The sequence below is a fragment of the Streptomyces sp. NRRL F-2580 genome (assembly GCF_000720115.1).
In the GTDB taxonomy this organism is placed as follows: Bacteria; Actinomycetota; Actinomycetes; order Streptomycetales; family Streptomycetaceae; genus Streptomyces.
The window spans coordinates 75,750-96,473 of record NZ_JOIR01000007.1 but is presented as its reverse complement, the minus strand read 5'-3'; the positions used below and the strand labels follow the sequence as shown (position 1 = coordinate 96,473).

The window sequence follows — 20,724 nt, the reverse complement described above, 5'->3', positions numbered from 1 at the left end:
ATGGCAAGGGAAGGGTTTCGCGATGACGGAGCAGGACGACCGGCGGGCGGTCTTCCGGGACTACATCGATGCCGTGGGGCTGCACGGCATGGCGGGCGCGGAGGCCGCGGGCCTCCAGGCGTCCGAGTGGTACGCCCTCAGCCGCATCACCCTGGCGGGCGGGCTCACCTCCGGCGAACTCGCGGCCGGGACGGGGCTCACGACCGGGGCGACGACGCGGCTGATCGACCGGCTGGAGCGCGCGGGGTACGTACGCCGTACCGCCGACCCGGCCGACCGGCGCAAGGTCGTGGTCGAGGCGGTGCCGGACGCGCTGGCCGGGGTCGAGGCGGCCGTGGGGCCGGCCCGCAAGCGGATCGGCGAGGTGCTCGCCGGATACGCCCCGGACCAACTGGAGCTGCTCTTCGACTACTTCTCCCGCGCGGCCCCCGCGTTCCGTGAGGCCACGGAGGAGATCCGGGCCACGACGCAGGAGCGCAAGGGCGGCCGGTAGGCCGGTGACCCCGGCGCCGCGTGCCGGTGGGCCTTTCCGGTCACGGGGCTAGGGAGCGTCGGGTGCGGAGAGTGCCGAGAGTTCGGTGCGCACGAGGGCGAGGAAGGCCGCGGAGGGCAGGGCCTCCACGGCGCGCTGCGCGGCCAGGGTGTCGAGGTGGTCGAGGACCGAGCCGACGGTGGTGAAGGGGCCGACCGGGCGGAGCAGCCAGAGGCGTCCCCCGGGGCGGGGCGGGAGGCCGAGGCCGGCGAGGGCGGCGTCGGCCTCTTGGTCGAGGCCGTGCAGGTCCGGCTCGGTGAGCGCGGCGCACTCCACGCCGGTGATGTGGCCGTGCCCGTCGAGCGAGGTGTCCACCGCCCAGTGGGTGGAGCGGTCGGGGATCCAGGTCCGGGCCGCCGGGGGCCATACGTACGGGAGGAACACCCAGCGCAGGTCCTCGGGCGCGGGCTCCCAACCGAGCACCTCCAGCTCCCGGATCTCGGGCAGCCGGTCCGGCTCCAGTTCGCTGCGGCCGGTGCGGCGCAGTGCGAGCGGGTGCGGCGTTCCGTCCTCGTCCCACGACATGCGGGCACGCTATCCGACGCGGTGGCGGATGTGCGTGACCTCGGCCGCCCCGGAAGGGCGGCCGCGGTCACGGCTCAGGCACCGGCCTTCACGCCCCCAAAGGGTTGGCCGCGATGCGGGTCGCCGCGCCGCCGGCGACGTAGGCGGCGGCCGCGCAGTCGGGCTTGCGCTTCGCCTGGTCCTCGACCAGGGCGGTGAAGGCGGCGCCGAAGCCGGCCCGCGGGTGGGCGGCGAGCAAGGCGGCCGTGAAGGCCGGGTCGAACTCGGACAGGCGCAGGCCCGAGACGTCGGCGCTCGTGCCGACCTGCAGGAGGTGGCTCTCGACGTCCTCGGCCGCCGTCACGTCGTCCCGCATGTGCAGGACGATGACCTCCTCGGCGCGGGCCCGGCGGGCGGCCGGCCAGCCCAGGCCCGCCGTCAGGACGCGCGCGACATGACCGCCGGCCTCCTCGAAGGGGAGGGTGTGGCTGTCGAAGGGCGCGGTCAGGCCCAGGTCGTGGAGGAGGGCCGCCACGTAGAAGAGCTCCTCGTCGTACGCCAGGCCGTGCTGGTCCGCGTACTGCGCGCCGAAGGCGTAGGAGCGTACGGAGTGGTTCAGCAGCGCCGGGTCCGCGTACTCCGACGCGATCTGAAGGGCGGTGCGGGCCGAGTTGGTGTCAAGTGTCCACGTCATGGGTCGTCAGCGTAGGCGGCGGCTGAAGTCCACCTCCGAGGGGGCCTCCCCCGGCCAGTTCAGCCGGGCCGGGGCGGGCGGGGTCTCGGCGAGGACGGCGCCGCGCGAGACGACGTACCGGGGGCGGACCTGACGGCGGATCGCCTCCTCGGGCGACGGGGCCGGGAGCAGGACGAAGGAGGCGGGGGCGCCCTCCGTGATGCCGTACTCGGCGTCCGACAGGCCCAGGACGCGCGCCGCACGGTCCGTCACCATCGAGAAGGCCACCGGGATCTCGTCCGCGCCGGTGAGCTGGGCGGCGTACAGCCCGACGAGGGCGGTCTGGAGGGGGTTGGCGGTGCCGAGGGCGTTCCAGGGGTCCATCACGTCGTCGTGGCCGAAGGCCACGTTGACCCCGGCCGCCAGCATCTCCTTGACCTGGGTGAGGCCGCGGCGCCTGGGGTAGGCGTCGAAGCGGCCCTGGAGGTTGAGGTTGGCGAAGGGGTTGGCGACCAGGTTGATGCCCGAACGGGACAGCAGCCGCTGGAGTTTGAAGCTGTACGCGCCGTTGTAGGAGCCCATGGCCGTCGTGTGCGAGGCGGTGGCGCGTTCGCGCAGGCCCGAGCGCAGGGCCAGCGTGGCCAGCACCTCCACGAACCGGGACTGCTCGTCGTCGATCTCGTCGCAGTGCGCGTCCACCCGCAGCCCGTGCTCCTCGGCCAGCGCGAAGGCCGTCCTCAAGGACGCGACCCCGTCCTCGCGGGTGTCCTCGAAGTGCGGGATCGCGCCGACGACGTCGGCCCCGCGGGCGATCGCCTCCCGCAACAGCGCCTCGCCGTCCGGGAAGGAGGCGATGCCCTCCTGCGGGAAGGCCACGATCTGCAGGGTCATGACGTCCCGCACCCGGTCGCGCACTTCGAGCAGCGCGTCCAGGGCGGTGAGGGCCGGGTCGGTGATGTCGCAGTGGGTGCGCACGTGCAGCACCCCTTGGGCCGCCTGCCACCGCAGCACCTCGGTGGCCCGCGCGATCACGTCCTCACGGGTCAGGGTCCGCTTGCGCTCGCTCCAGCAGGCGATGCCCTCCCACAGCGTGCCGGAGACGTTGGGACGCGGCTCCCCGGCGGTCAGCGCCGTGTCGAGGTGGATGTGCGGCTCCACGAAGGGCGCGGTCAGCAGGGCGCCGTGGGCCTCGACGAGGATGCCGGTGGCCGGCGGTTCCTTCTGGTCGTCGTGCGGGATCACGCGCGCGATCCGGCCGTCCTCCGCGACCTCGACGTCGGACAGGCCTGAGGTGTGCAGCAGCCGGGCGCCCCGGACGATCATCCGCATGGCGCCAGCCTACGGACCTCCGCAGGCCCCCGGGCTCAACCGCGCTTGGCCTGGGCCTTCTGCTGCATGCCCCGCGTCTTCGCGGCGGACGACTGCACGTCCCTGGTCGCGGCCTTGGCCCGGGCCTCGGCGGCCGTGTTCTTCGCCAGCGCGCGCTCGGAGTCCTGGTGGATGTGGTGGCCGGTGTGCGCCTTCTTGGCCATGATCGTTCCTCCTTGGGCTACGGGTTCCACTCTGCGCCCGTTCGGAGCAGTCGGCATCTGGGGGACCCCTGCGGCCACAATGGGGCGCATGACCAGCGACAGCGAGATCACCCCCGAGACGCCCGACTGGGAGAAGCGGTTCCGGGCACCGCGCGTCGGACTGCCCGACTGGGCCGAGGACGCCCCGGACCGTTCGCTCTTCGTCTCCAACGCGACCGGAACCTTCGAGCTCTACGCCTGGGACCGCACCACCGGCGTCCAGCGGCAGGCCACCGACCGCCCGAACGGCACCACCGACGGCGCCCTCTCCCCCGACGGGGCGTGGATCTGGTGGTTCTCCGACACGGACGGCGACGAGTTCGGCACCTGGGTGCGCCAGCCCTTCGGGGGCGGCCCGGACGAGCCGGCCACCCCCGGCCTGGAGCCCTCGTACCCCGCCGGTCTGGCCATCGGCCGCGACGGCACCGCCGTCGTCGGGCGCTCCACGGACGAGGAGGGCTCGACGGTCCACGTGGTCCGCCCGGACGGTTCCGCGCCCACCGTGATCTACCGGCACCGGGAGTCGGCGGGCGTCGGCGACCTGTCCCACGACGGGACGCTCGTGGCCGTCGAGCACACCGAGCACGGCGACGCGATGCACTCCTCCCTGCGCGTGCTGACCCTCGACGGGTCCACCATCGCCGAGCTGGACGACTCCCGCGGCGGCACCGAGGAGCTCGGCCTGGAGGTCCTCGGCTTCGCTCCGGTCGCGGGCGACACCCGCCTCCTCGTCGGCCACCAGCGGCGCGGCCGCTGGGAGCCGATGGTGTGGGACGTGGCCACCGGCGCCGAGGAGGAGCTCGCGATCGACCTGCCGGGCGACGTCAGCGCCGAGTGGTACCCGGACGGAACCGCGCTGCTCGTCGCGCACAGCTTCGAGGCGCGCAGCGAGCTGTGGCGCTACGACCTGGCCGCGCGGGAGCTCGTACGGGTGGACACGCCGCCGGGGACGGTGTCGGGGGCCGGGGCGCGGCCCGACGGGACCGTGGAGTACCTGTGGTCCTCGGCGGCCGAGCCCTCGACCGTACGGTCCACGGCGGGCGGGGTCGTCCTGGACCCGCCCGGCTTCAAGGCACCCGGGTCGGTGCCGGTGGAGGACGTGTGGGTGGAGGGTCCGGGCGGGCGGATCCACGCGCTCGCCCAGCGCCCGGCCGGCCACGGCGAGGGCCCCTTCCCGACGATCTTCGAGATCCACGGCGGGCCCACCTGGCACGACAGCGACGCCTTCGCGGCGACCCCGGCGGCCTGGCTGGACCACGGCTTCGCGGTCGTGCGGGTCAACTACCGCGGCTCGACGGGCTACGGCCGCGCCTGGACGGACGCCCTCAAGCACCGGGTCGGTCTGATCGAGCTGGAGGACATCGCGGCGGTCCGGGAGTGGGCGGTGGCCTCCGGCCTCGCGGACCCGGCACGCCTCGTGCTGTCGGGCGGCTCCTGGGGCGGGTACCTGACGCTGCTGGGCCTGGGCATGCAGCCCGACGCCTGGGCGGTGGGCCTGGCCGCCGTACCGGTCGCGGACTACGTGACGGCGTACCACGACGAGATGGAGGCGCTGAAGGCCCTGGACCGCACCCTCTTCGGCGGCACTCCGGAGGAGGTCCCGGACCGGTTCGAGGTCTCCTCGCCGCTCACCTACGTCGACGCGGTGAAGGCACCCGTCCACATCGCGGCGGGCGTCAACGACCCGCGCTGCCCGATCCGGCAGATCGACAACTACGTGGACCGGCTGGTGGCGCGCGGCGCGGAGCACGAGGTGTACCGGTACGACGCCGGGCACGGCTCGCTGGTCGTGGAGGAGCGGATCAAGCAGGTCCGGATGGAGCTGGAGTTCGCGCTGAAGCACCTGCCCCGCTAGTCCCGCTCCGGTGCACCCCCCGTACGGTGGTGGGGTGCACCGGTTTCTCCTGACCCCGCGCTGGTGGGGGATCAACGTCTTCGTCGCGCTCGCCGTCCCCTTCTGTCTGTTCATGGGGTCCTGGCAGCTCGGCCGGTTCGAGGACCGTGTCGACAGCCACCGGGAGGCGACGGCCGGGCAGCCCGCCGACCAGACGGCCGCGCCCCTGGACTCGCTGCTTCCGGTGGACACGAAGACCTCCGGAAGGCTGGCTTCCACGGCCGGGGAGTACGCCGATCAGATGCTGGTGCCCGAGCGGCGGCTCGACGGCGAGTCCGGCTTCTACGTCCTGACCCTGCTGAAGACCGACTCCGGCAAGACCGTCCCGGTGGTCCGGGGCTGGCTGCCGGGGGCGGCGGACCCGGCGAAGGCCCCGGCCCCGCCGAGCGGCCGGGTCGAGGTCACCGGCGCCCTGCAGGCCCCGGAGAACTCCGGCACGAAGGGGGTCCACTCCCAGGGCGGCCTGCCGGCCGGGCAGCTCGGCGTGATCGGGGCGGCCTCGCTGGTCAACCTCGTCCCGTACGACCTGTACGACGCCTGGCTGACCGTGCAGACGCCGGCGGACGGGATGGTTCCGGTGCCCGCGCAGGCGCCGGCCAACACCGGGCTCGACCTGAAGGCCTTCCAGAACCTCGGCTACACCGGCGAGTGGTTCGTCTTCGTCGCCTTCGTGCTCTTCATGTGGTTCCGGCTCTACCGCCGCGAGGTGGAGAGCCTGCGCGACGCCGAGGCGGGGCTCCTCGAACCCGCAGCGTAGGGCGGGCGCCCCGGTCCCCGCTCGACCCTCGACGAACTACTCGCCGAGCGGGATCGCACCCGTCCGGTAGACCGTTCCGCCGCAGGCCTCGGGAAGCGTCGTCCGCGTGGTCGCGGCTCCCGGCTGCGGGGTGTGGGACACCGAGACGCCCGCCGTCACCGGGGGCGTACCCGTCTGCGGCTCGGTGACCGCCCCGTGCGCCGGAGCGCCCGAGCTGCCCGAGGAGTCCGTCTGCGGCGGCTTGCCACCCGTGTCCGGGTTCGTCGGCGTACAGGACTCCTTCGAGGGCACCCATGCGAAGCGGACCTCGTACGCCGTGTTCGGCGGGAGCACCAGCGCCGGCGCCTCCGCCGACGGATCCGGCAGCAGCCCGCTCGCCGGGTCCCCCGCCGTGTGGCCGACCACCGCGACCGAGGGGCCCTGGCCGGACGACGCCCCGGGCGCCGGGGCCGCCGAGACGGTGTCCTGGCCGGTGACGGCGCAGCCCTGCGCGGAGACGTTGGTGACCCGGAAACTGCCGTAGACCCGGCCGTCGGTCTCCGGGGCGCGGGCCGAGCCCACCACCCCGAGCTGGTCCGCGCCGCATCCGGGCACGCCCGGCGCGGCCACCGGCGGCATCGGGCCGGAGCCGGGCGCCGAACCGGCCGTACCGGAGGACGCGCCCCCGGTGCCGGTGGGGCCCGCCGTCAGACCGCCCACCGGGGAACCGCCCAGCGTGGCGTCCGGATGCCCGGTGGCGCCGCCCCCGGCCGGGGAGCCCCCGGAGGAGCGGGTGGACCTCGGCTGGTTCCCGTATCCGTTCTGGTGCGGGTCGGAGGCGACCGCGCCCGGCTTGTCGCCGGTGCGCTCACCGTGCCCGGCCATGGCCGGGTGGTCCGTGGCCCCGCCCTCGCCGCCCGCCAGGTGCATGAGGGCCGGGATGGCGGTCCCCGCGAGCAGGGCCACCGCGGCGGCGCCGACCAGGGCCCGGCGTTTGCGGGCGCGGCGCGCGGGAACGGCGTGCCGCAGCCGCTCCAGGGCTCCCGCGGAGGGCTGCAGGCCCTCGACGGCGCCGTGCAGCAGGCCCCGCAGCGCCTCTTCCTCGCTCGGTCCGCCCGGCGGAGTGTGGTCGTCCATCATGACTGCGCAGCCTCCATCGCCACCCGCAGCGCGGCAATGCCCCGCGATCCGTACGCCTTGACCGAGCCGAGCGATACCCCGAGCGTCTCGGCGACCTGGGCCTCCGTCATGTCCGCGAAGTAGCGCAGCACCAACACCTCGCGCTGGCGGCGCTGGAGTCCGCGCATCGCCTTGATCAGATCGTCCCGTTCGAGCTGGTCGTACGCGCCCTCTTCGGCGCTCGCCATGTCCGGCATCGGCTTCGACAGCAGCTTGAGGCCGAGGATGCGCCGGCGCAGGGCGGAGCGCGAGAGGTTCACGACGGTCTGGCGCAGGTACGCCAGGGTCTTCTCCCGGTCGCGCACCCGGTTCCGCGCCGAGTGCACGCGGATGAACGCCTCCTGGACCACGTCCTCGCAGGAGGCGGTGTCGTCGAGGAGCAGGGCGGCCAGGCCGAGCAGGGAGCGGTAGTGCGCCTGGTAGGTCGCCGTGAGGTGGTCGACGGTGGTCCCCGCCACCACTTCGACCGTCGGCTCGGCCGTCGCCTCAGCCGTCGCCTCGGCCGTGACCTCGGACGGCTCATTCCGGCTGCTCCCCGCCGCCTCAGCGCTGTCGCGCGGCGCGGGCACGAGACCGCCCGGGATCGGTGCGGCAGTGAGTACGGGCGCCTCGGACGGCCCCGCCGGCGGGACGGGCACGATCACGGGGAGACCGCCGCCGGACGCACGGAAACCCCGGCGCGGCGGGATGATCCCGAGGTGCGCCGGGAGGAGGGCCGATTCGAGCAGTGCCTCTGCCACGCCTGTAGGACACGCGTCCCCCCGTCAGGGTTGTACGCGCGAGGCAGCCTCACCAGCCATATCCCCATTGCCCTCATGCGTACCCGCTCTTCCCGATTTGCCCCGTCTTATCGAGACGGCAGTCGGGCCATCACCTTGATCAAGGGATCAGCACCGATCCTACAAAGCGAATTACGCAAATTCACCTGCGATCAGTTCCGCGATCAGCGTGGCATTCAGCGCGGCGCCCCTGCGGAGATTGTCGGCGCACACGAAGAACTCCAGGACGCAGGGATCGTCGAGCGAGGCCCGCACCCGCCCCACCCAGGCCGGATCCGTTCCGGCGGCGTCCGCAGGGGTGGGGAACTCCCCCGCCGCGGGATCGTCCACGAGCACCACGCCGGGCGCGGCCTCCAGGATCTCCCGCGCGTGCGGGGCCCCCACCTCGTTCGCGAACCGGGCCCGCACGGTCAGCGAATGCCCGGTCAGCACCGGCACCTGGACACAGGTCACCGACACCGGGAGCTGCTCCAGCTGCAGGATCCGGCGCGTCTCGGCCCGTACCGCCAGCTCGTGCGAGGACCAGCCGCCCTCGCGCAGGTCTCCGGACCAGGGCACGACGTTGAGGGCGAGGGGACCGGCGAAGGGGCCGGTGTCCTCACCCACGGCACGGCGGACGTCACCGGTCTGCTCCCCGAGGGCGGTCCCCGCGACCAGCGACAGCTGGCGGCGCAGCGCCTCGGAGCCGGGCCGGCCGGCGGCGCTCGCGGCCTGGTACGAGGAGACCACCAGCCCGGTGAGGGAGTACGCGGCGTGCAGCGCGCCCAGGGCCGCGATCATGGCGGCGGTCACGCAGTCCGGCCCGGCGACGATCCCGCGCGGCCGGTTCCGCACGGCGTGCCCGTTGACCTCGGGCGCCACCAGCGGGACCTCGGGGTCCGCCCGGAAGGCGGCGGACTGGTCGACGACGACCGCGCCGCGCGCGGTGACGACGGGCGCCCACCGGGCCGAGACCTCGGCCGGGGTGAGGAAGAGCGCGACGTCGCCCGGACCGAGGCCGTCGAAGGCGTCCTCGGTGAGGGCGAGCACCTCGGTCTCCTCCGCGCGGACGGCCAGCCTGCGGCCGGCCGAGCGCGCGGAGGCGATCAGGCGGATGTCGCCCCAGACGTCCGCCCGCTGGGACAGGATCTGGAGCAGGACCGAACCGACTGCTCCGGTCGCCCCGACCACGGCGAGTGCCGGGGTGGAGGACCGGGTCGCGGTCATCGTCCGGTGCCTCCGTAGACGACGGCTTCGTCGCTGTCGGAGTCGAGGCCGAACGCCGTGTGCACGGCGCGGACGGCCTCGTTGACGTCGTCCTGGCGGGTGACGACCGAGATGCGGATCTCGGAGGTGGAGATCAGCTCGATGTTGACGCCCGCGTCGGACAGGGCCTGGAAGAACGAGGCGGTCACGCCCGGGTTCGTCTTCATGCCGGCGCCGACCAGGGAGATCTTGCCGATCTGGTCGTCGTAGCGCAGGGAGTCGAAGCCGATCTGGCCCTTCGCCTTCTCCAGCGCGTCGATGGCCTTGTGGCCCTCGGTCTTGGGGAGCGTGAAGGAGATGTCGGTGAGGCCCGTCGAGGCCGCCGAGACGTTCTGCACGATCATGTCGATGTTGATCTCGGCGTCCGCGATGGCGCGGAAGATCGCCGCGGCCTCGCCCGGCTTGTCCGGGACGCCGACGACCGTGATCTTGGCTTCGGAGACGTCGTGAGCGACTCCGGAGATGATGGCGTGCTCCACCTGCTCGTCCCCTTGCGGATTCTCGTTGCTGACCCAGGTGCCCGGCAGTCCTGAGAAGGACGAGCGGACGTGGATCGGGATGTTGTATCGGCGTGCGTACTCGACACAGCGGTGCAGCAGCACCTTGGAACCGGAGGCGGCGAGCTCCAGCATGTCCTCGGAGGAGATCCAGTCGATCTTCTTCGCCTTCTTCACGACGCGGGGGTCCGCGGTGAAGACGCCGTCGACGTCGGTGTAGATCTCGCAGACCTCGGCGTCCAGGGCCGCCGCGAGCGCGACCGCCGTGGTGTCCGAGCCGCCCCGGCCGAGGGTGGTGATGTCCTTGGAGTCCGCGGACACGCCCTGGAAGCCGGCGACGATGGCGATGTTGCCCTCGTCCAGCGCGGTGCGGATACGGCCCGGCGTGACATCGATGATGCGCGCTTTGTTGTGGACCGAGTCGGTGATCACGCCTGCCTGGCTACCGGTGAACGACTGGGCCTCGTGGCCCAGGTTTTTGATCGCCATGGCCAGCAGGGCCATGGAGATCCGCTCTCCGGCGGTCAGCAGCATGTCGAATTCGCGCCCGGCAGGCATCGGCGAAACCTGCTCGGCGAGATCGATCAGCTCGTCCGTCGTGTCGCCCATCGCGGAAACCACGACGACCACCTGGTGGCCGTTCTTCTTGGCGTCCACGATCCGCTTGGCGACACGCTTGATGCCTTCGGCATCGGCTACGGAGGAGCCTCCGTACTTCTGCACGACAAGGCCCACGTGCGCTCCTCGCTCAGTCCGTCTCATTGCTGGTGCAGTGTAACGAGCGACCGTGATCCGACCGCTTCGTACCACATCATGAGACGAAAAGATCAGAGAACCGGTTCCCGCACCGAGCCCTTGCTTGCCGTGGGCCTGCGGCTTTGCCGGCCCGGCCTCATTTGCGGCTGAAGCCGCCCAGCTCCTCCGCCATGACCTGCCCGGCCTGCTCCGCGAGGTCTTCCTCGGTGAGGTCCTCGTCCGTGTCCAGGCCGTCCAGGGCGGCGAGGGGCTGGTTCAGCCGCACGTGCGCGATCAGCGACTGCAGGGCGCGCAGGGTGGCCGAGGCCGTCGGGCCCCAGTTGGTGAAGTACGAGAACTGCCACCACCACAGGGCCTCCGTGATGCGGCCCGACTGGTGGTGGATGAGCCCGTGCCGCAGGTCGGCGACCACATCGGCCAGGTCGTCGGAGATCCGGTGTGCCACCGGGGTCTTGCGCGGCTCGTACGGGTCGAAGACCTCGGAGTAGATGTCCACCGGCTCCAGCATGATCGCGAACCGCTCGCGCAGGTCGTCCACGTCCGGCTCCGGACCGAGGTCGGGCTCGTAGCGCTCGTCCGGCATCACGTCCTGGTACGCGCCCAGCCGGCCGCCCGCGAGCAGCAGCTGCGAGACCTCCAGCAGGAGGAACGGCACCGCACTGTCCGGATCCTCGCCCTTGGCCACCTCGGTGACCGCAACGATGAACGACTCGATCTGGTCCGCGATCGAGGCGGCGAAGTCGTCCGGATCCTGGCCGAGGGCGTGCAGCGTTGCGTCAGACATCGAGAAGTCGCCTTCCTTCAAAGGCCCGCCCGAGCGTGACCTCGTCCGCGTACTCCAGATCTCCCCCGACGGGGAGCCCGCTGGCCAGGCGGGTGACCTTCAGGCCCATGGGCTTGATCATGCGGGCGAGGTAGGTGGCGGTCGCCTCGCCCTCCAGGTTCGGGTCGGTGGCGAGGATCAGCTCGGTCACCTCGCCGTCCGCCAGCCGCGCCAGCAGCTCACGGATGCGCAGGTCGTCGGGGCCGACGCCCTCGATCGGGCTGATCGCGCCGCCGAGGACGTGGTACTTGCCCCGGAACTCACGCGTCCGCTCGATCGCGACGACGTCCTTCGGCTCCTCGACGACACAGATGACCGTGAGGTCGCGGCGCGGATCGCGGCAGATGTTGCACCGCTCCTCCTGCGCCACGTTCCCGCACACCGCGCAGAACCGGACCTTGTCCTTGACCTCCAGCAGCGCGTGCGCGAGGCGGCGGACGTCGGTGGGCTCGGCCTGCAGGATGTGGAAGGCGATCCGCTGCGCGCTCTTGGGCCCGACGCCGGGCAGCCTGCCCAGTTCGTCGATCAGGTCCTGAACCACGCCTTCGTACAACGGACTGCCTTCTCTCTGTCTGGGTACTGCGGGTGCTAGAACGGGAGCCCGGGAATGCCGCTGCCGCCGCCCAGTCCCTGGGCCAGGGGGCCCAGCTTCTGCTGCTGGAGCGCCTGTGCATTCTCGTTGGCCGCCTGGACCGCCGCCACCACCAGGTCGGCGAGCGTCTCCGTGTCCTCGGGGTCCACGGCCTTCGGGTCGATCACCAGTGCGCGCAGCTCGCCGGAGCCCGTGACGGTCGCCTTCACCAGGCCGCCGCCGGCCTGGCCCTCGACCTCGGCCTGTGCGAGCTCCTCTTGGGCGGCCGCGAGATCCTGCTGCATCTTCTGGGCCTGCTGGAGCAGCTGCTGCATGTTGGGCTGGCCACCACCGGGAATCACAGGACACTCACTCCATTCGTCGGGACCATCAGGCCTTCGGGACCTCGCAACGCTTGGTCAATCCGAGCCTACGTGCTCCCCGCGCGCTGCGCCCTACGCCGTGAGGACCAACTCTTTCGAGTGAGAGACGGGGCGTACGCGTACCTGCTGGAGACCTCCTTGCGGGCGGAAATCCCGGGATTCGGCGCCCATCGCCCGTCATTCGAAGGTAGGAAGAGCATGCGCATCATTGCGCACACGCGCACCACCACACGTCAGCGCAGGCAGAGGGAGTGCCGGGTGAGCCAGCCGGAGATGCAGCCCGAGGGGCCACCCCGGGATCCCCGGGAGGAGGGCGGCGGACCGATGGCGGCGGGCGATCTGACCGGCCGGCCGTTCCCCCTCGGGGACTGGGGCGAACCCGCGGAGCGGCTCGACGAGCTCTACCGGCGGGTCGAGGCCGATGCGCTGCGCACCGCGGAGTGGTACCTGGCCGATCGGGCGTGGAAGCGCCGGGGCGCGCGGGTGCTGCGCGTCGCCGCTGCCGTGGGCGCCGTCACGGGCGCCGCGATGCCGCTGCTGGAGCTGACGGGCTCGGCGCCGGGCGCCTCGACGTACGGGTACCTGGCGCTGCTGCTGGGCGCGGCCGCGCTGGCCTGCGACCGGTTCTTCGGGCTGACGTCCGGCTGGATGCGGAACGTGGCCACGGCCCAGGCGGTGCAGCGGCGACTCCAGACCCTCCAGTTCGACTGGGCGTCGGAGAACGTGCGCGAGGTGCTCGGGCCCACCGAGGGCACGGCCAGCGAGGCCGCCGAGCGGTGCCTGACCGTGCTGCGGCGCTTCTCGGAGGACGTGACGGAGCTGGTGCGCTCGGAGACCGCGGAGTGGATGGTGGAGTTCAGCTCGGGCCCCGCCCCCCTGGTGATGCAGTCCCTGGGCGCCTCCGGGGGCCGCGCGGACACGAACATCCCCCCGGCCCGCTTCCCCCTCCCCCCGGGCACCCGACCGAACATGCCCCGCCAGCGCCCCCCGGAACAACCCCGCTGACCGGGCCCCGCCGGCACAAACCCAGCCCCGCTCTTCCAGCCCCGCTCTTCCAGCCCCGCCGGCGTTCGAGGCGCGGGGCTTGGGGCGCAGCCCCGATCCTTCAGCCCCGCCGGCGCTTGAGGCGCGGGGTCCGGGGCGGAGCCCCGTGGAAACGGGCGGGGACCGGCTCCGCGCAGCGGCACTCGCACCGGCACCGGCCCCCACCCACCGGCGTCAGCTGAAGATGATCATCGAGCCCTGACCCAGACTGCGGGTCGCCGCCGCGTGCAACCCGAGCCACACGTGCCGCTCACGCGCAAAGGGACTGTCGTCGTACGGAATCGGCCCCGCCGGTTCCTCCAGCAACGTCGGCCGCCCCGGCGGAGCCGGCGCGGCCGGCGGGTTCCCCGGGTCTATCCCGATGGCAGGAGCCACGAACGCCAGCTCCCGCAGCAACCCCTGCGCGGACCCCAGCGGACCGCCCCCGGCCAGCAGCTCCTCGTTCGCCAGCGGAGCCGCGAAGTCCACCGGCACGTACGCGCCCGCGTGGTCGTAGTGCCACACCAGGTGCGACTGCTGCGCCGTGGGCTCGAACATCTCCAGCAGCTGCTCGTAGTCCCCGCCCAGCTCGTCCACCGGGGTCACCGGCAGCCCGCAGAGCTGGAGCAGGTACGCCCTCCTCAGGAAATGCAGGGCGTCGTAGTCGAAGCCGGCGACCGGGGCGACGTCCCCGCTCAGGCCCGGCATGTAGGCGAACACGGGCACGGACGGCAGTCCGGCCGCGCTCAGCGCCTTGTCGTACGAGGCGATCTCTTCCGCGAAGGGGTTGTCGGGGCTGTGGCACAGCACGTCGACAAGGGGGACCAGCCACAGGTCACAGGCCACTCGGCCTCCGATCAGTCGTTGTCGCCGATCCGGCCAGCGTAGTGCGCCGAACACCCTCCGCGAAGGGGTGCGCAGAACCTGCGGTCACGGTGCGGGCGTATCCGGGCACCTCGGGACCCTCAGATGCGGGACGCCCAGGCCAGCGCGTGCTCGTTGTAGCCCTGCACGATCCGCCGCACCGCGTCGGCGTCCGCCAGTGTGACCGCGTCGACCAGATCGCCGTGCCCGTCCCACAGCGCCTCCCGCAGCTGCGGCTCGCGCTGGAGGTGGGGGACGGCGAAGACCCAGCACTGCACCCGGATGCGGTGCAGGAACTCGGAGATGTACGTGTTCGCGACCAGCTCGCTCAGCTCCCGCCAGAAGCGCAGGTCGTAGCCGATCAGCACTTCGAGCGAACCGCTCTGCGCGGCCCTGCGCGCCTCTTCGCCGCGGCGCCGTACCGACACCAGCATCTCGCCGGATCCGGGCACGGTGCCGCGCTCGGCGAGCCGGCGGAAGATCCCGTCCACGACCAGCGAGCGGGCCTCGATCATTCCCCTGAAGTCGTCCACGGAGAAGATCCGGACCCGGAAGCCCCGGTGCTGGACCAGTTCGAGCAGCCCCTGGGCCGAGAGGTCCACGAGCGCCTCGCGCACCGGGGTCGCGGAGACCTCGTACTGCTCGGCTATCTGCTTGACGGTGAACTCGGTCCCCGGAGGCAGGCGTCCCGCGAGCACCTCGTCACGCAGCGCGTCCGCGATCTGCTGGCGAAGTGTGTTGCGGGTGACAGCTCCGCTGCCTGGCATAGGGGTCCGTCTCCTGTCGTAGGACTCCGGACACCATAGGCCAGACAGCGCGGCCGAAACCGAACGGTTAACGGTCGGTATGCGGATCTACACCGACCCGTCATACGAGCGCGAACCGGCCAGTCATCCCGTTCGCCGGGCCCCGTACGCCCCCGGCGGTCCTAGCCGGCCGTGGTGTGGCGGTCGGCGACCGTCAGCGCCTCGTCCAGCAGGGCCAGACCCTCCTTCGCCTCCGCTTCCGTGATGGTGCACGGGGGGACGACGTGGGTGCGGTTCATGTTGACGAACGGCCACAGGCCGGACGCCTTGCAGGCCGCCGCGAATTCGGCCATCGGCGCGTTGTCCGCACCGGCCGCGTTGTACGGGACGAGCGGCTCGCGCGTCTCCCTGTCCCGTACGAGTTCCAGCGCCCAGAAGGCGCCCAGGCCGCGGACCTCGCCGACCGAGGGGTGCCGCTCGGCGATCTCGGCGAGCGCCGGGCCGATCACGTTCTCGCCGAGGTGGGCGGCGTGCTCGACGATGCCCTCCTCCTCCATGGCGTTGATCGTCGCGACGGCCGCGGCGCAGGCCAGGGGGTGCCCGGAGTACGTGAGTCCGCCCGGGTAGGGGCGGGTGGCGAAGGTCTCGGCGATGGCGGCCGAGATCGCGACGCCGCCGAGCGGTACGTAGCCGCTGTTCACGCCCTTGGCGAAGGTGATCAGGTCGGGGGTGACGTCCCAGTGCTCGGCGGCGAACCACTTGCCGGTGCGGCCGAAACCCGCCATCACCTCGTCGAGGATGAAGACGATGCCGTGGCGGTCGCAGAGCTCGCGCACGCCCGCGAGGTAGCCGGGCGGCGGGGTCATGATCCCGGCGGTGCCGGGCACGCTCTCCAGGATGATCGCCGCGATGGTCTGCGGTCCCTCGAAGGCGATGGTGTCGGCGAGGTGGGCGAGGGCGCGGGCGCACTCCTCGGCCTCGGTGGTGGCGTGGAAGGCGGAGCGGTAGAGGTACGGGCCCCAGAAGTGCACGACGCCGGCGGCGGCCGTGTCGGAGGGCCAGCGGCGCGGGTCGCCGGTCAGGTTGATCGCGGCGGCGGTGGCCCCGTGGTAGGAGCGGTAGGTGGACAGCACCTTCTGCCGGCCCGTGTGCAGACGGGCCATGCGGACGGCGTTCTCGACGGCCTCGGCGCCGCCGTTGGTGAAGAAGATCTTGTCCAGGTCGCCGGGTGTCCGCTCGGCGATGAGGCGTGCGGCCTCGGAGCGGACGTCCACGGCGAAGCCGGGGGCGAGGGTGCAGAGCCGGGCGGCCTGCTCCTGGATCGCGGCGACGACCTTGGGGTGCTGGTGGCCGATGTTCGTGTTGACCAGCTGGGAGGAGAAGTCGAGGTAGCGCTTGCCGTCGTAGTCCCAGAAGTACGACCCCTCGGCCCCGGCGACGGCGAGCGGGTCGATCAGGGCCTGGGCGGACCAGGAGTGGAAGACATGCTTCCGGTCTGCGTCCTTCACTGCGGCAAGGGTGTGCGAGGTGACATGAGGGGTCATGGCGTCACGCTAGAAGTGCGCAGGTGGGGAGGGATATCGGCGGACTGTATGCGGGTGGGGGGCCGGTCTCGGCAGTCTGTCGGCCCCTCCGCTCACGCGGATGCCCCGGTCACATCGTTGACAGCATGCTGTCCACATGACAGCCTCTTGTCATAAGGGCTCGCCGGGCGGGCCCGATCAGAGCAGCCGGATTCGATTCGACGCTGGAGGCGACCACCATGAGCGAGACCTCGCGCAAGCCCGTCCACCTCGCCGTCTACGACACGTACGCGGACTGGGAGACCGGACACACCACCGCGCACCTCACCCAGCGCGGCCACGTCGTACGCACGGTCGGCCTCGCCGCCGACCAGCCGGTCACCACCATGGGCGGCGTCCGCGTCCTGCCCGACCAGGTCCTGGCCGACCTGCGGCCGCAGGACTCCTCGCTGCTGATCCTCACCGGCGCCGCACTGTGGGACACGAGCGAGGACCTGGCGCCCTTCGCGGCGAAGGCGAAGGAGTTCCTGGCCGCCGGCGTACCGGTCGCGGCGATCTGCGGGGCCACCGCCGGCCTCGCCCGCGCGGGCCTGCTGGACGGCCGGGCCCATACCAGCGGAGCCTCGTTCTACCTGGCCTCGCAGCCGGGCTACGGGGGCGCCGAGAGCTACGTCGAGGCCGACGCGGTCACCGACGGCGACCTGATCACGGCGGGGCCGACGGAACCGGTGGCCTTCGCCCGTGAGGTCTTCGCCCGCCTCGACGTCTACAAACCGGACGTCCTGGACGCGTGGTACCGGCTCTTCCACGACTCGGACGCGAGCGCGTACCCGGTCCTGATGGCGGCGGCGGAGGCCGGCGATGCCTGAACCGCAGCCGGCCGGCTCCGCCCGGGCCCGCCAGGACCTGCTGAGCCGCACCGCGCTCGGGGTGTTCCGGCTGAACGGCCAGTTCCTCTCCGTCTCGGAGGAACTGGCCCGGCCGGCCGGGCTGACCGCCGCCTGGTGGCAGGTACTGGGGGCGGTGCTGCGGGAGCCGCTGCCCGTCGCGGGCATCGCCCGGACCATGGGGATCACCCGGCAGAGCGTGCAGCGCATCGCGGACCTGCTCGTCGCCAAGGGCCTGGCCGAATACGCCCCGAACCCCGCCCACCGCCGCGCGAAACTGCTGCGCCCGACGCAGGAGGGGCACGCGGCGGTCGCCCGCATCGGCCCGGGCCACGCCTCCCTGGCCACCCGCCTCGCAGCAGAACTGGGCGACACCGCCTTCGCGGAAACGGCCCAGGTCCTGGAACGCCTGGCCAAGGCCTTGGACACCCTGGCCGCGGAAAATCCAGCCCCGCCGGCGCTTGAGGCGCGGGGTCCGGGGCGGAGCCCCGATCTTTGAGCCGCACCATCCAGCCCCGCAGGGGGCACATCCAGCGGCGCCGCAGAAAATCCAGCCCCGCCGGCGTTTGAGGCGCGGGGTCCGGGGCGGAGCCCCGATCCTTCAGCCGCACGGTCCGACCCCGCCGCACCCTCCCCCGCGCGCGCCTGAGCCGCGGGGTCCGGGGCGGAGCCCCGATCCTTGAGCCGCGTCGGCCGAGGCGCGGGGCGACCCCGGGCCCGAGCCAAGCGGCGGCGGCGCCCGGGCCCGAGCAACCGCCCGGCACCCCCAACCGTCCTTCCCTGCGGAGCCGTTCGGCCAGTGCTCGGCACGGGAGGGACCCCGGCATGGAACACCTGCATCCGCACGATCCCCACCACATCGGCCCCTACCGCCTGCTCTCCCGCCTGGGCGCCGGCGGCATGGGCCAGGTCTACCTCGCCCGCTCCGACCGCGGCCGCACCGTCGCCGTGAAGCTGGTCCACCACGACCTCGCCACCCGCGAGGAGTTCCGCATCCGGTTCCGCCACGAGGTAGCCGCCGCCAGGCGCGTCGGCGGCGAATGGACCGCCCCGGTCCTCGACGCCGACACCGAGGCCGCGACCCCCTGGGTCGCCACCGGCTACGTCGCCGGGCCGAGCCTGCGCGAGGTCGTGGCCCGTGACTTCGGCCCGCTGCCGGCCCGTTCCGTACGGATCCTGGCCGCGGGCCTCGCGTACGCCCTCCAGGACATCCACCGCGCCGGCATCGTCCACCGCGACCTGAAACCGTCGAACGTCCTGCTCACCCTCGACGGCCCGCGCGTCATCGACTTCGGCATCGCCCGCGCCCCGGCGGAGCCCGGCGACGCGGCGGGCGGTGGCCTGACCCGCGTCGGCGAACTCATCGGCTCCCCCGGATTCATGGCGCCCGAGCAGATCCGCGGCGAGCCCGTGACCGCCGCCTGCGACATCTTCTGCCTCGGCGTGGTCCTGGCGTACGCGGCCACCGGCCGGCTGCCCTTCGGCGACGCGGAGCAGCCCGGCGGCCTTGCGGGGCTGCTGCTCCGCAGCACCGAGGCGCAGCCCGACCTGGCCGGCGTACCGGCCGAACTGCACGACCTCGTACGGGACTGCCTGCACCGCGATCCCGCGGCGCGGCCGGGGCCCGCCGAGGTACTGGCAAGGGTCGGCGCGGGCGACACCGTAGCCGACGGCAGGGCCCTGGAGCCCTGGCTTCCCGGCCCGCTGGTGGCCCGGCTCGGACGGCACGCCGTACAGCTGCTGGACCGCGAGGACGCCGGCCCGGACCGGCCGACGCCCGCCGCCCCGGCCCGGATGCCGATGGCGCCGCCGATGCCCCCCGCCTACTCGGCGTACGCACCGGTGGCGGCGGAGCCCACGCCCCGGCCCTGGACGGCGTCGACCGCCCTGCTCCTGGCGGTGGCGGCGGTCGTCGCCGTCCTGTCCGCCGGCACGGTGTACGCGGTGATGAGCGGGGCCGAGGATCCCCGACCGCCCGTCGGCAGTACCCGTAAGCCGACCGCGTCGACGCCCGGAACCCCGTCCCCGTCCACTCCCAGTCCTGCTTCCGCTTCGGGTTCCGGTTCCGGTTCCGCGGCCGGCGGACTGCCCGAGGCGTACCTCGGCACCTGGTACGCCACCCACGGCAGCCAGACCTGGCGGCTCACCCTCACCCGCGGCGCGGTCGGCGACCCGGTGATGTCCCTCTCCGTCGAGGACCCGGGCTTCGCCTGCGCCTGGACGGCGCCCCTGCGCGACGCCCCCGATCCCGTGGCGCTCGACGCCTCCACCGTCACCTCCGGCGCCCCGCCGACCTGCACGGCGGGCGCTTGGAGCCGGCTCCGGCTGCTGCCCGACGGCACCCTGCAGCGGGAGCTGGCGGGCAGCGACAACCCTCCGCTCGGCTACCGCCGGCAGTGACGGGCAGCGATTGTGTCGAGGTCAATAAGCCTGCAATCAAAGCTTGTTGCGTGTAACGGCGCTGTCGGACACTGCGGCACATGGAGCCGTCGAAGGTAGTGGCACAGCTGTGGGAGCGGATCGAGGCGCGGGACTGGGACGGCGTGGGCGGGCTCATCGCCGAGGACGCGGTCATCGAGTGGCCCGTGAGCGGCGAACGCATCGTGGGGCGCGCCAACTTCATCGCCGTGAACAGCGACGACGGCGACGCGGACGAGAGATCCGTGGAACTGATCCGGATCCTGGCCGACGGCGACCTCGTCGTCACCGAGGTGGAGATACCCCAGGACCACGTCGTCTACCGGGCCGTCTCCCTGTGGACCGTGCGGGACGGGGAGATCGTGGAGGCGAGGGAGTACTGGACCAGCCCCGGCCAGGACCCCGCCCCACGCTGGCGGGCGGGCTACGTCGAACCCCTGGTGGCAGACTGAGCCGCGTGCTCACCGCTCTTCTCGGCGCGACCGGGGTACTGGCGCTCCTCACCCTCGTCCCCGGCCCGGACATGGCGATCGTCACGAAGCGGGCCGTCACCCGCGGGCGCGGCGACGGCTTGCGCACCGTCGCCGGCATCGCCGTCGGGCTGCTGATCTGGGGCGCCCTGACCGTGGCGGGGCTCGCGGCGCTGCTCGCCGCCTCGGCCGAGGTGTACCTGGCGGTGAAGCTCGCGGGCGCCGCGTACCTCTGCTGGCTCGGGATCCGCTCCCTGTGGCGGCCGGGCGCGGACCCGGAGGCCGAGCTCCCGGAGGGTGACCGGCCGGGGGCGCGTCGCACCGGAGGGGCCTGGCGGACCGGCCTCGTCGCCAACGTCCTCAACCCCAAGATCGCCGTCTTCTACACCGGCCTGCTGCCCGCCCTCGCCCCGCCCGGCCTGCGCCCGGCGGCGGGGATGGCGCTGCTGGTCCTGGTCCACGTGCTGCTGACGCTGGCCTGGCTGGGCACGTACGTGTACGTCCTCTCGCGCGCCCGGCGGTTCTTCGCCCGGCCGCGCGTGCGGAGGGCACTGGACCGGGCGACGGGGGTCGTCCTGATCGGCTTCGGAGTGCGGGTGGCGACGACCTGACGGGTGGCGGGTGACGGGTGACGGGTGACGTGCGACAGC

The 20,724-nt window shown here is 72.9% G+C and carries 23 protein-coding genes; 9 read left to right on the top strand and 14 right to left on the bottom strand.

Annotated features, from left to right (window positions below; all coding sequences use genetic code 11):
- The first annotated feature begins 22 nt into the window (after window positions 1-22).
- Window positions 23-493, top strand: coding sequence for a MarR family winged helix-turn-helix transcriptional regulator (locus IF88_RS0109680; RefSeq protein ID WP_030709316.1), 471 nt, complete (start codon window positions 23-25; stop codon window positions 491-493).
- 48 nt (window positions 494-541) lie between these two features.
- Here IF88_RS0109680 and IF88_RS0109675 read toward each other — a convergent pair whose 3' ends face one another.
- The 4 genes from IF88_RS0109675 to IF88_RS46460 all read right to left on the bottom strand — a co-directional run bounded on the left by IF88_RS0109675 (window position 542) and on the right by IF88_RS46460 (window position 3,241).
- Complete coding sequence (locus IF88_RS0109675) at window positions 542-1,057, bottom strand: DUF5956 family protein (RefSeq protein ID WP_030709314.1); 516 nt, start codon at window positions 1,055-1,057, stop codon at window positions 542-544.
- A gap of 88 nt (window positions 1,058-1,145) precedes the next feature.
- Complete coding sequence (locus tag IF88_RS0109670) at window positions 1,146-1,730, bottom strand: HD domain-containing protein (RefSeq protein WP_030709312.1); 585 nt, start codon at window positions 1,728-1,730, stop codon at window positions 1,146-1,148.
- A gap of 6 nt (window positions 1,731-1,736) precedes the next feature.
- A complete protein-coding gene (codA, locus tag IF88_RS0109665; protein WP_324617189.1) occupies window positions 1,737-3,038 on the bottom strand; it encodes a cytosine deaminase in 1,302 nt (433 codons plus the stop codon).
- 35 nt (window positions 3,039-3,073) lie between these two features.
- Window positions 3,074-3,241 (bottom strand): hypothetical protein, encoded by a 168-nt coding sequence (locus IF88_RS46460; RefSeq protein ID WP_158754341.1) that lies wholly within the window; start codon window positions 3,239-3,241, stop codon window positions 3,074-3,076.
- Between the two features lie 88 nt (window positions 3,242-3,329).
- Between IF88_RS46460 and IF88_RS0109655 the strand changes: the two genes are divergently transcribed.
- Window positions 3,330-5,135 carry a prolyl oligopeptidase family serine peptidase gene (locus tag IF88_RS0109655; RefSeq protein ID WP_030709308.1) on the top strand — a complete coding sequence of 602 codons (1,806 nt, stop codon included), beginning with the start codon at window positions 3,330-3,332 and terminating at the stop codon, window positions 5,133-5,135.
- A gap of 34 nt (window positions 5,136-5,169) precedes the next feature.
- Window positions 5,170-5,931, top strand: a complete 762-nt coding sequence (locus IF88_RS0109650) for an SURF1 family protein (protein WP_030709306.1) — start codon at window positions 5,170-5,172, stop codon at window positions 5,929-5,931.
- A gap of 36 nt (window positions 5,932-5,967) precedes the next feature.
- Here IF88_RS0109650 and IF88_RS0109645 read toward each other — a convergent pair whose 3' ends face one another.
- The 7 genes from IF88_RS0109645 to IF88_RS0109615 all read right to left on the bottom strand — a co-directional run bounded on the left by IF88_RS0109645 (window position 5,968) and on the right by IF88_RS0109615 (window position 12,122).
- Window positions 5,968-7,050: a hypothetical protein gene (locus IF88_RS0109645; RefSeq protein WP_051836661.1), complete on the bottom strand. Its 1,083-nt coding sequence runs from the start codon at window positions 7,048-7,050 to the stop codon at window positions 5,968-5,970.
- On the bottom strand, window positions 7,047-7,829 hold the full coding sequence (locus tag IF88_RS40175; protein ID WP_420710928.1) for a SigE family RNA polymerase sigma factor: 783 nt from the start codon (window positions 7,827-7,829) through the stop codon (window positions 7,047-7,049). Before IF88_RS40175 ends, IF88_RS0109645 begins: the two co-directional genes overlap by 4 nt.
- A 171-nt stretch (window positions 7,830-8,000) precedes the next feature.
- Entirely contained in the window at window positions 8,001-9,074 is a 1,074-nt protein-coding gene (locus IF88_RS0109635) for an aspartate-semialdehyde dehydrogenase (protein WP_030709300.1), read from the bottom strand.
- Entirely contained in the window at window positions 9,071-10,345 is a 1,275-nt protein-coding gene (locus IF88_RS0109630) for an aspartate kinase (protein ID WP_030709298.1), read from the bottom strand. Before IF88_RS0109630 ends, IF88_RS0109635 begins: the two co-directional genes overlap by 4 nt.
- Window positions 10,346-10,502: 157 nt before the next feature.
- Entirely contained in the window at window positions 10,503-11,150 is a 648-nt protein-coding gene (locus tag IF88_RS0109625; protein WP_030709295.1) for a DUF5063 domain-containing protein, read from the bottom strand.
- Entirely contained in the window at window positions 11,143-11,742 is a 600-nt protein-coding gene (recR, locus tag IF88_RS0109620; RefSeq protein ID WP_030709293.1) for a recombination mediator RecR, read from the bottom strand. The genes IF88_RS0109625 and recR overlap by 8 nt, the downstream gene beginning before the upstream one ends.
- Window positions 11,743-11,777: 35 nt before the next feature.
- Window positions 11,778-12,122, bottom strand: a complete 345-nt coding sequence (locus IF88_RS0109615; protein WP_078892798.1) for a YbaB/EbfC family nucleoid-associated protein — start codon at window positions 12,120-12,122, stop codon at window positions 11,778-11,780.
- Window positions 12,123-12,401: 279 nt separating this feature from the next.
- Between IF88_RS0109615 and IF88_RS0109610 the strand changes: the two genes are divergently transcribed.
- Window positions 12,402-13,148 carry an SLATT domain-containing protein gene (locus IF88_RS0109610; protein WP_199808051.1) on the top strand — a complete coding sequence of 249 codons (747 nt, stop codon included), beginning with the start codon at window positions 12,402-12,404 and terminating at the stop codon, window positions 13,146-13,148.
- Window positions 13,149-13,361: 213 nt separating this feature from the next.
- Here the strand turns inward: IF88_RS0109610 and IF88_RS0109600 are convergent, their stop codons facing one another.
- From IF88_RS0109600 to IF88_RS0109590, 3 genes are all read right to left on the bottom strand, one after another.
- Window positions 13,362-14,012, bottom strand: a complete 651-nt coding sequence (locus IF88_RS0109600; protein WP_030709288.1) for a hypothetical protein — start codon at window positions 14,010-14,012, stop codon at window positions 13,362-13,364.
- A 119-nt stretch (window positions 14,013-14,131) separates the two neighbouring features.
- The gene (locus tag IF88_RS0109595; RefSeq protein ID WP_030709286.1) at window positions 14,132-14,797 is read right to left on the bottom strand and encodes a GntR family transcriptional regulator; all 666 of its coding nucleotides are present in this window, start codon (window positions 14,795-14,797) and stop codon (window positions 14,132-14,134) included.
- Window positions 14,798-14,958: 161 nt separating this feature from the next.
- Window positions 14,959-16,320 carry an aspartate aminotransferase family protein gene (locus tag IF88_RS0109590; RefSeq protein ID WP_030709284.1) on the bottom strand — a complete coding sequence of 454 codons (1,362 nt, stop codon included), beginning with the start codon at window positions 16,318-16,320 and terminating at the stop codon, window positions 14,959-14,961.
- A 218-nt stretch (window positions 16,321-16,538) separates the two neighbouring features.
- Between IF88_RS0109590 and IF88_RS0109585 the strand changes: the two genes are divergently transcribed.
- From IF88_RS0109585 to IF88_RS0109565, 5 genes are all read left to right on the top strand, one after another.
- Window positions 16,539-17,168: a DJ-1/PfpI family protein gene (locus IF88_RS0109585; RefSeq protein ID WP_030709282.1), complete on the top strand. Its 630-nt coding sequence runs from the start codon at window positions 16,539-16,541 to the stop codon at window positions 17,166-17,168.
- The gene (locus tag IF88_RS0109580; RefSeq protein WP_030709280.1) at window positions 17,161-17,685 is read left to right on the top strand and encodes a MarR family winged helix-turn-helix transcriptional regulator; all 525 of its coding nucleotides are present in this window, start codon (window positions 17,161-17,163) and stop codon (window positions 17,683-17,685) included. The genes IF88_RS0109585 and IF88_RS0109580 overlap by 8 nt, the downstream gene beginning before the upstream one ends.
- Window positions 17,686-18,011: 326 nt before the next feature.
- Entirely contained in the window at window positions 18,012-19,586 is a 1,575-nt protein-coding gene (locus tag IF88_RS0109575) for a serine/threonine-protein kinase (protein WP_030709279.1), read from the top strand.
- A gap of 80 nt (window positions 19,587-19,666) precedes the next feature.
- Window positions 19,667-20,056 (top strand): nuclear transport factor 2 family protein, encoded by a 390-nt coding sequence (locus IF88_RS0109570; protein ID WP_030709277.1) that lies wholly within the window; start codon window positions 19,667-19,669, stop codon window positions 20,054-20,056.
- 5 nt (window positions 20,057-20,061) lie between these two features.
- Complete coding sequence (locus tag IF88_RS0109565; RefSeq protein ID WP_030709275.1) at window positions 20,062-20,685, top strand: LysE family translocator; 624 nt, start codon at window positions 20,062-20,064, stop codon at window positions 20,683-20,685.
- Window positions 20,686-20,724: the final 39 nt, after the last annotated feature.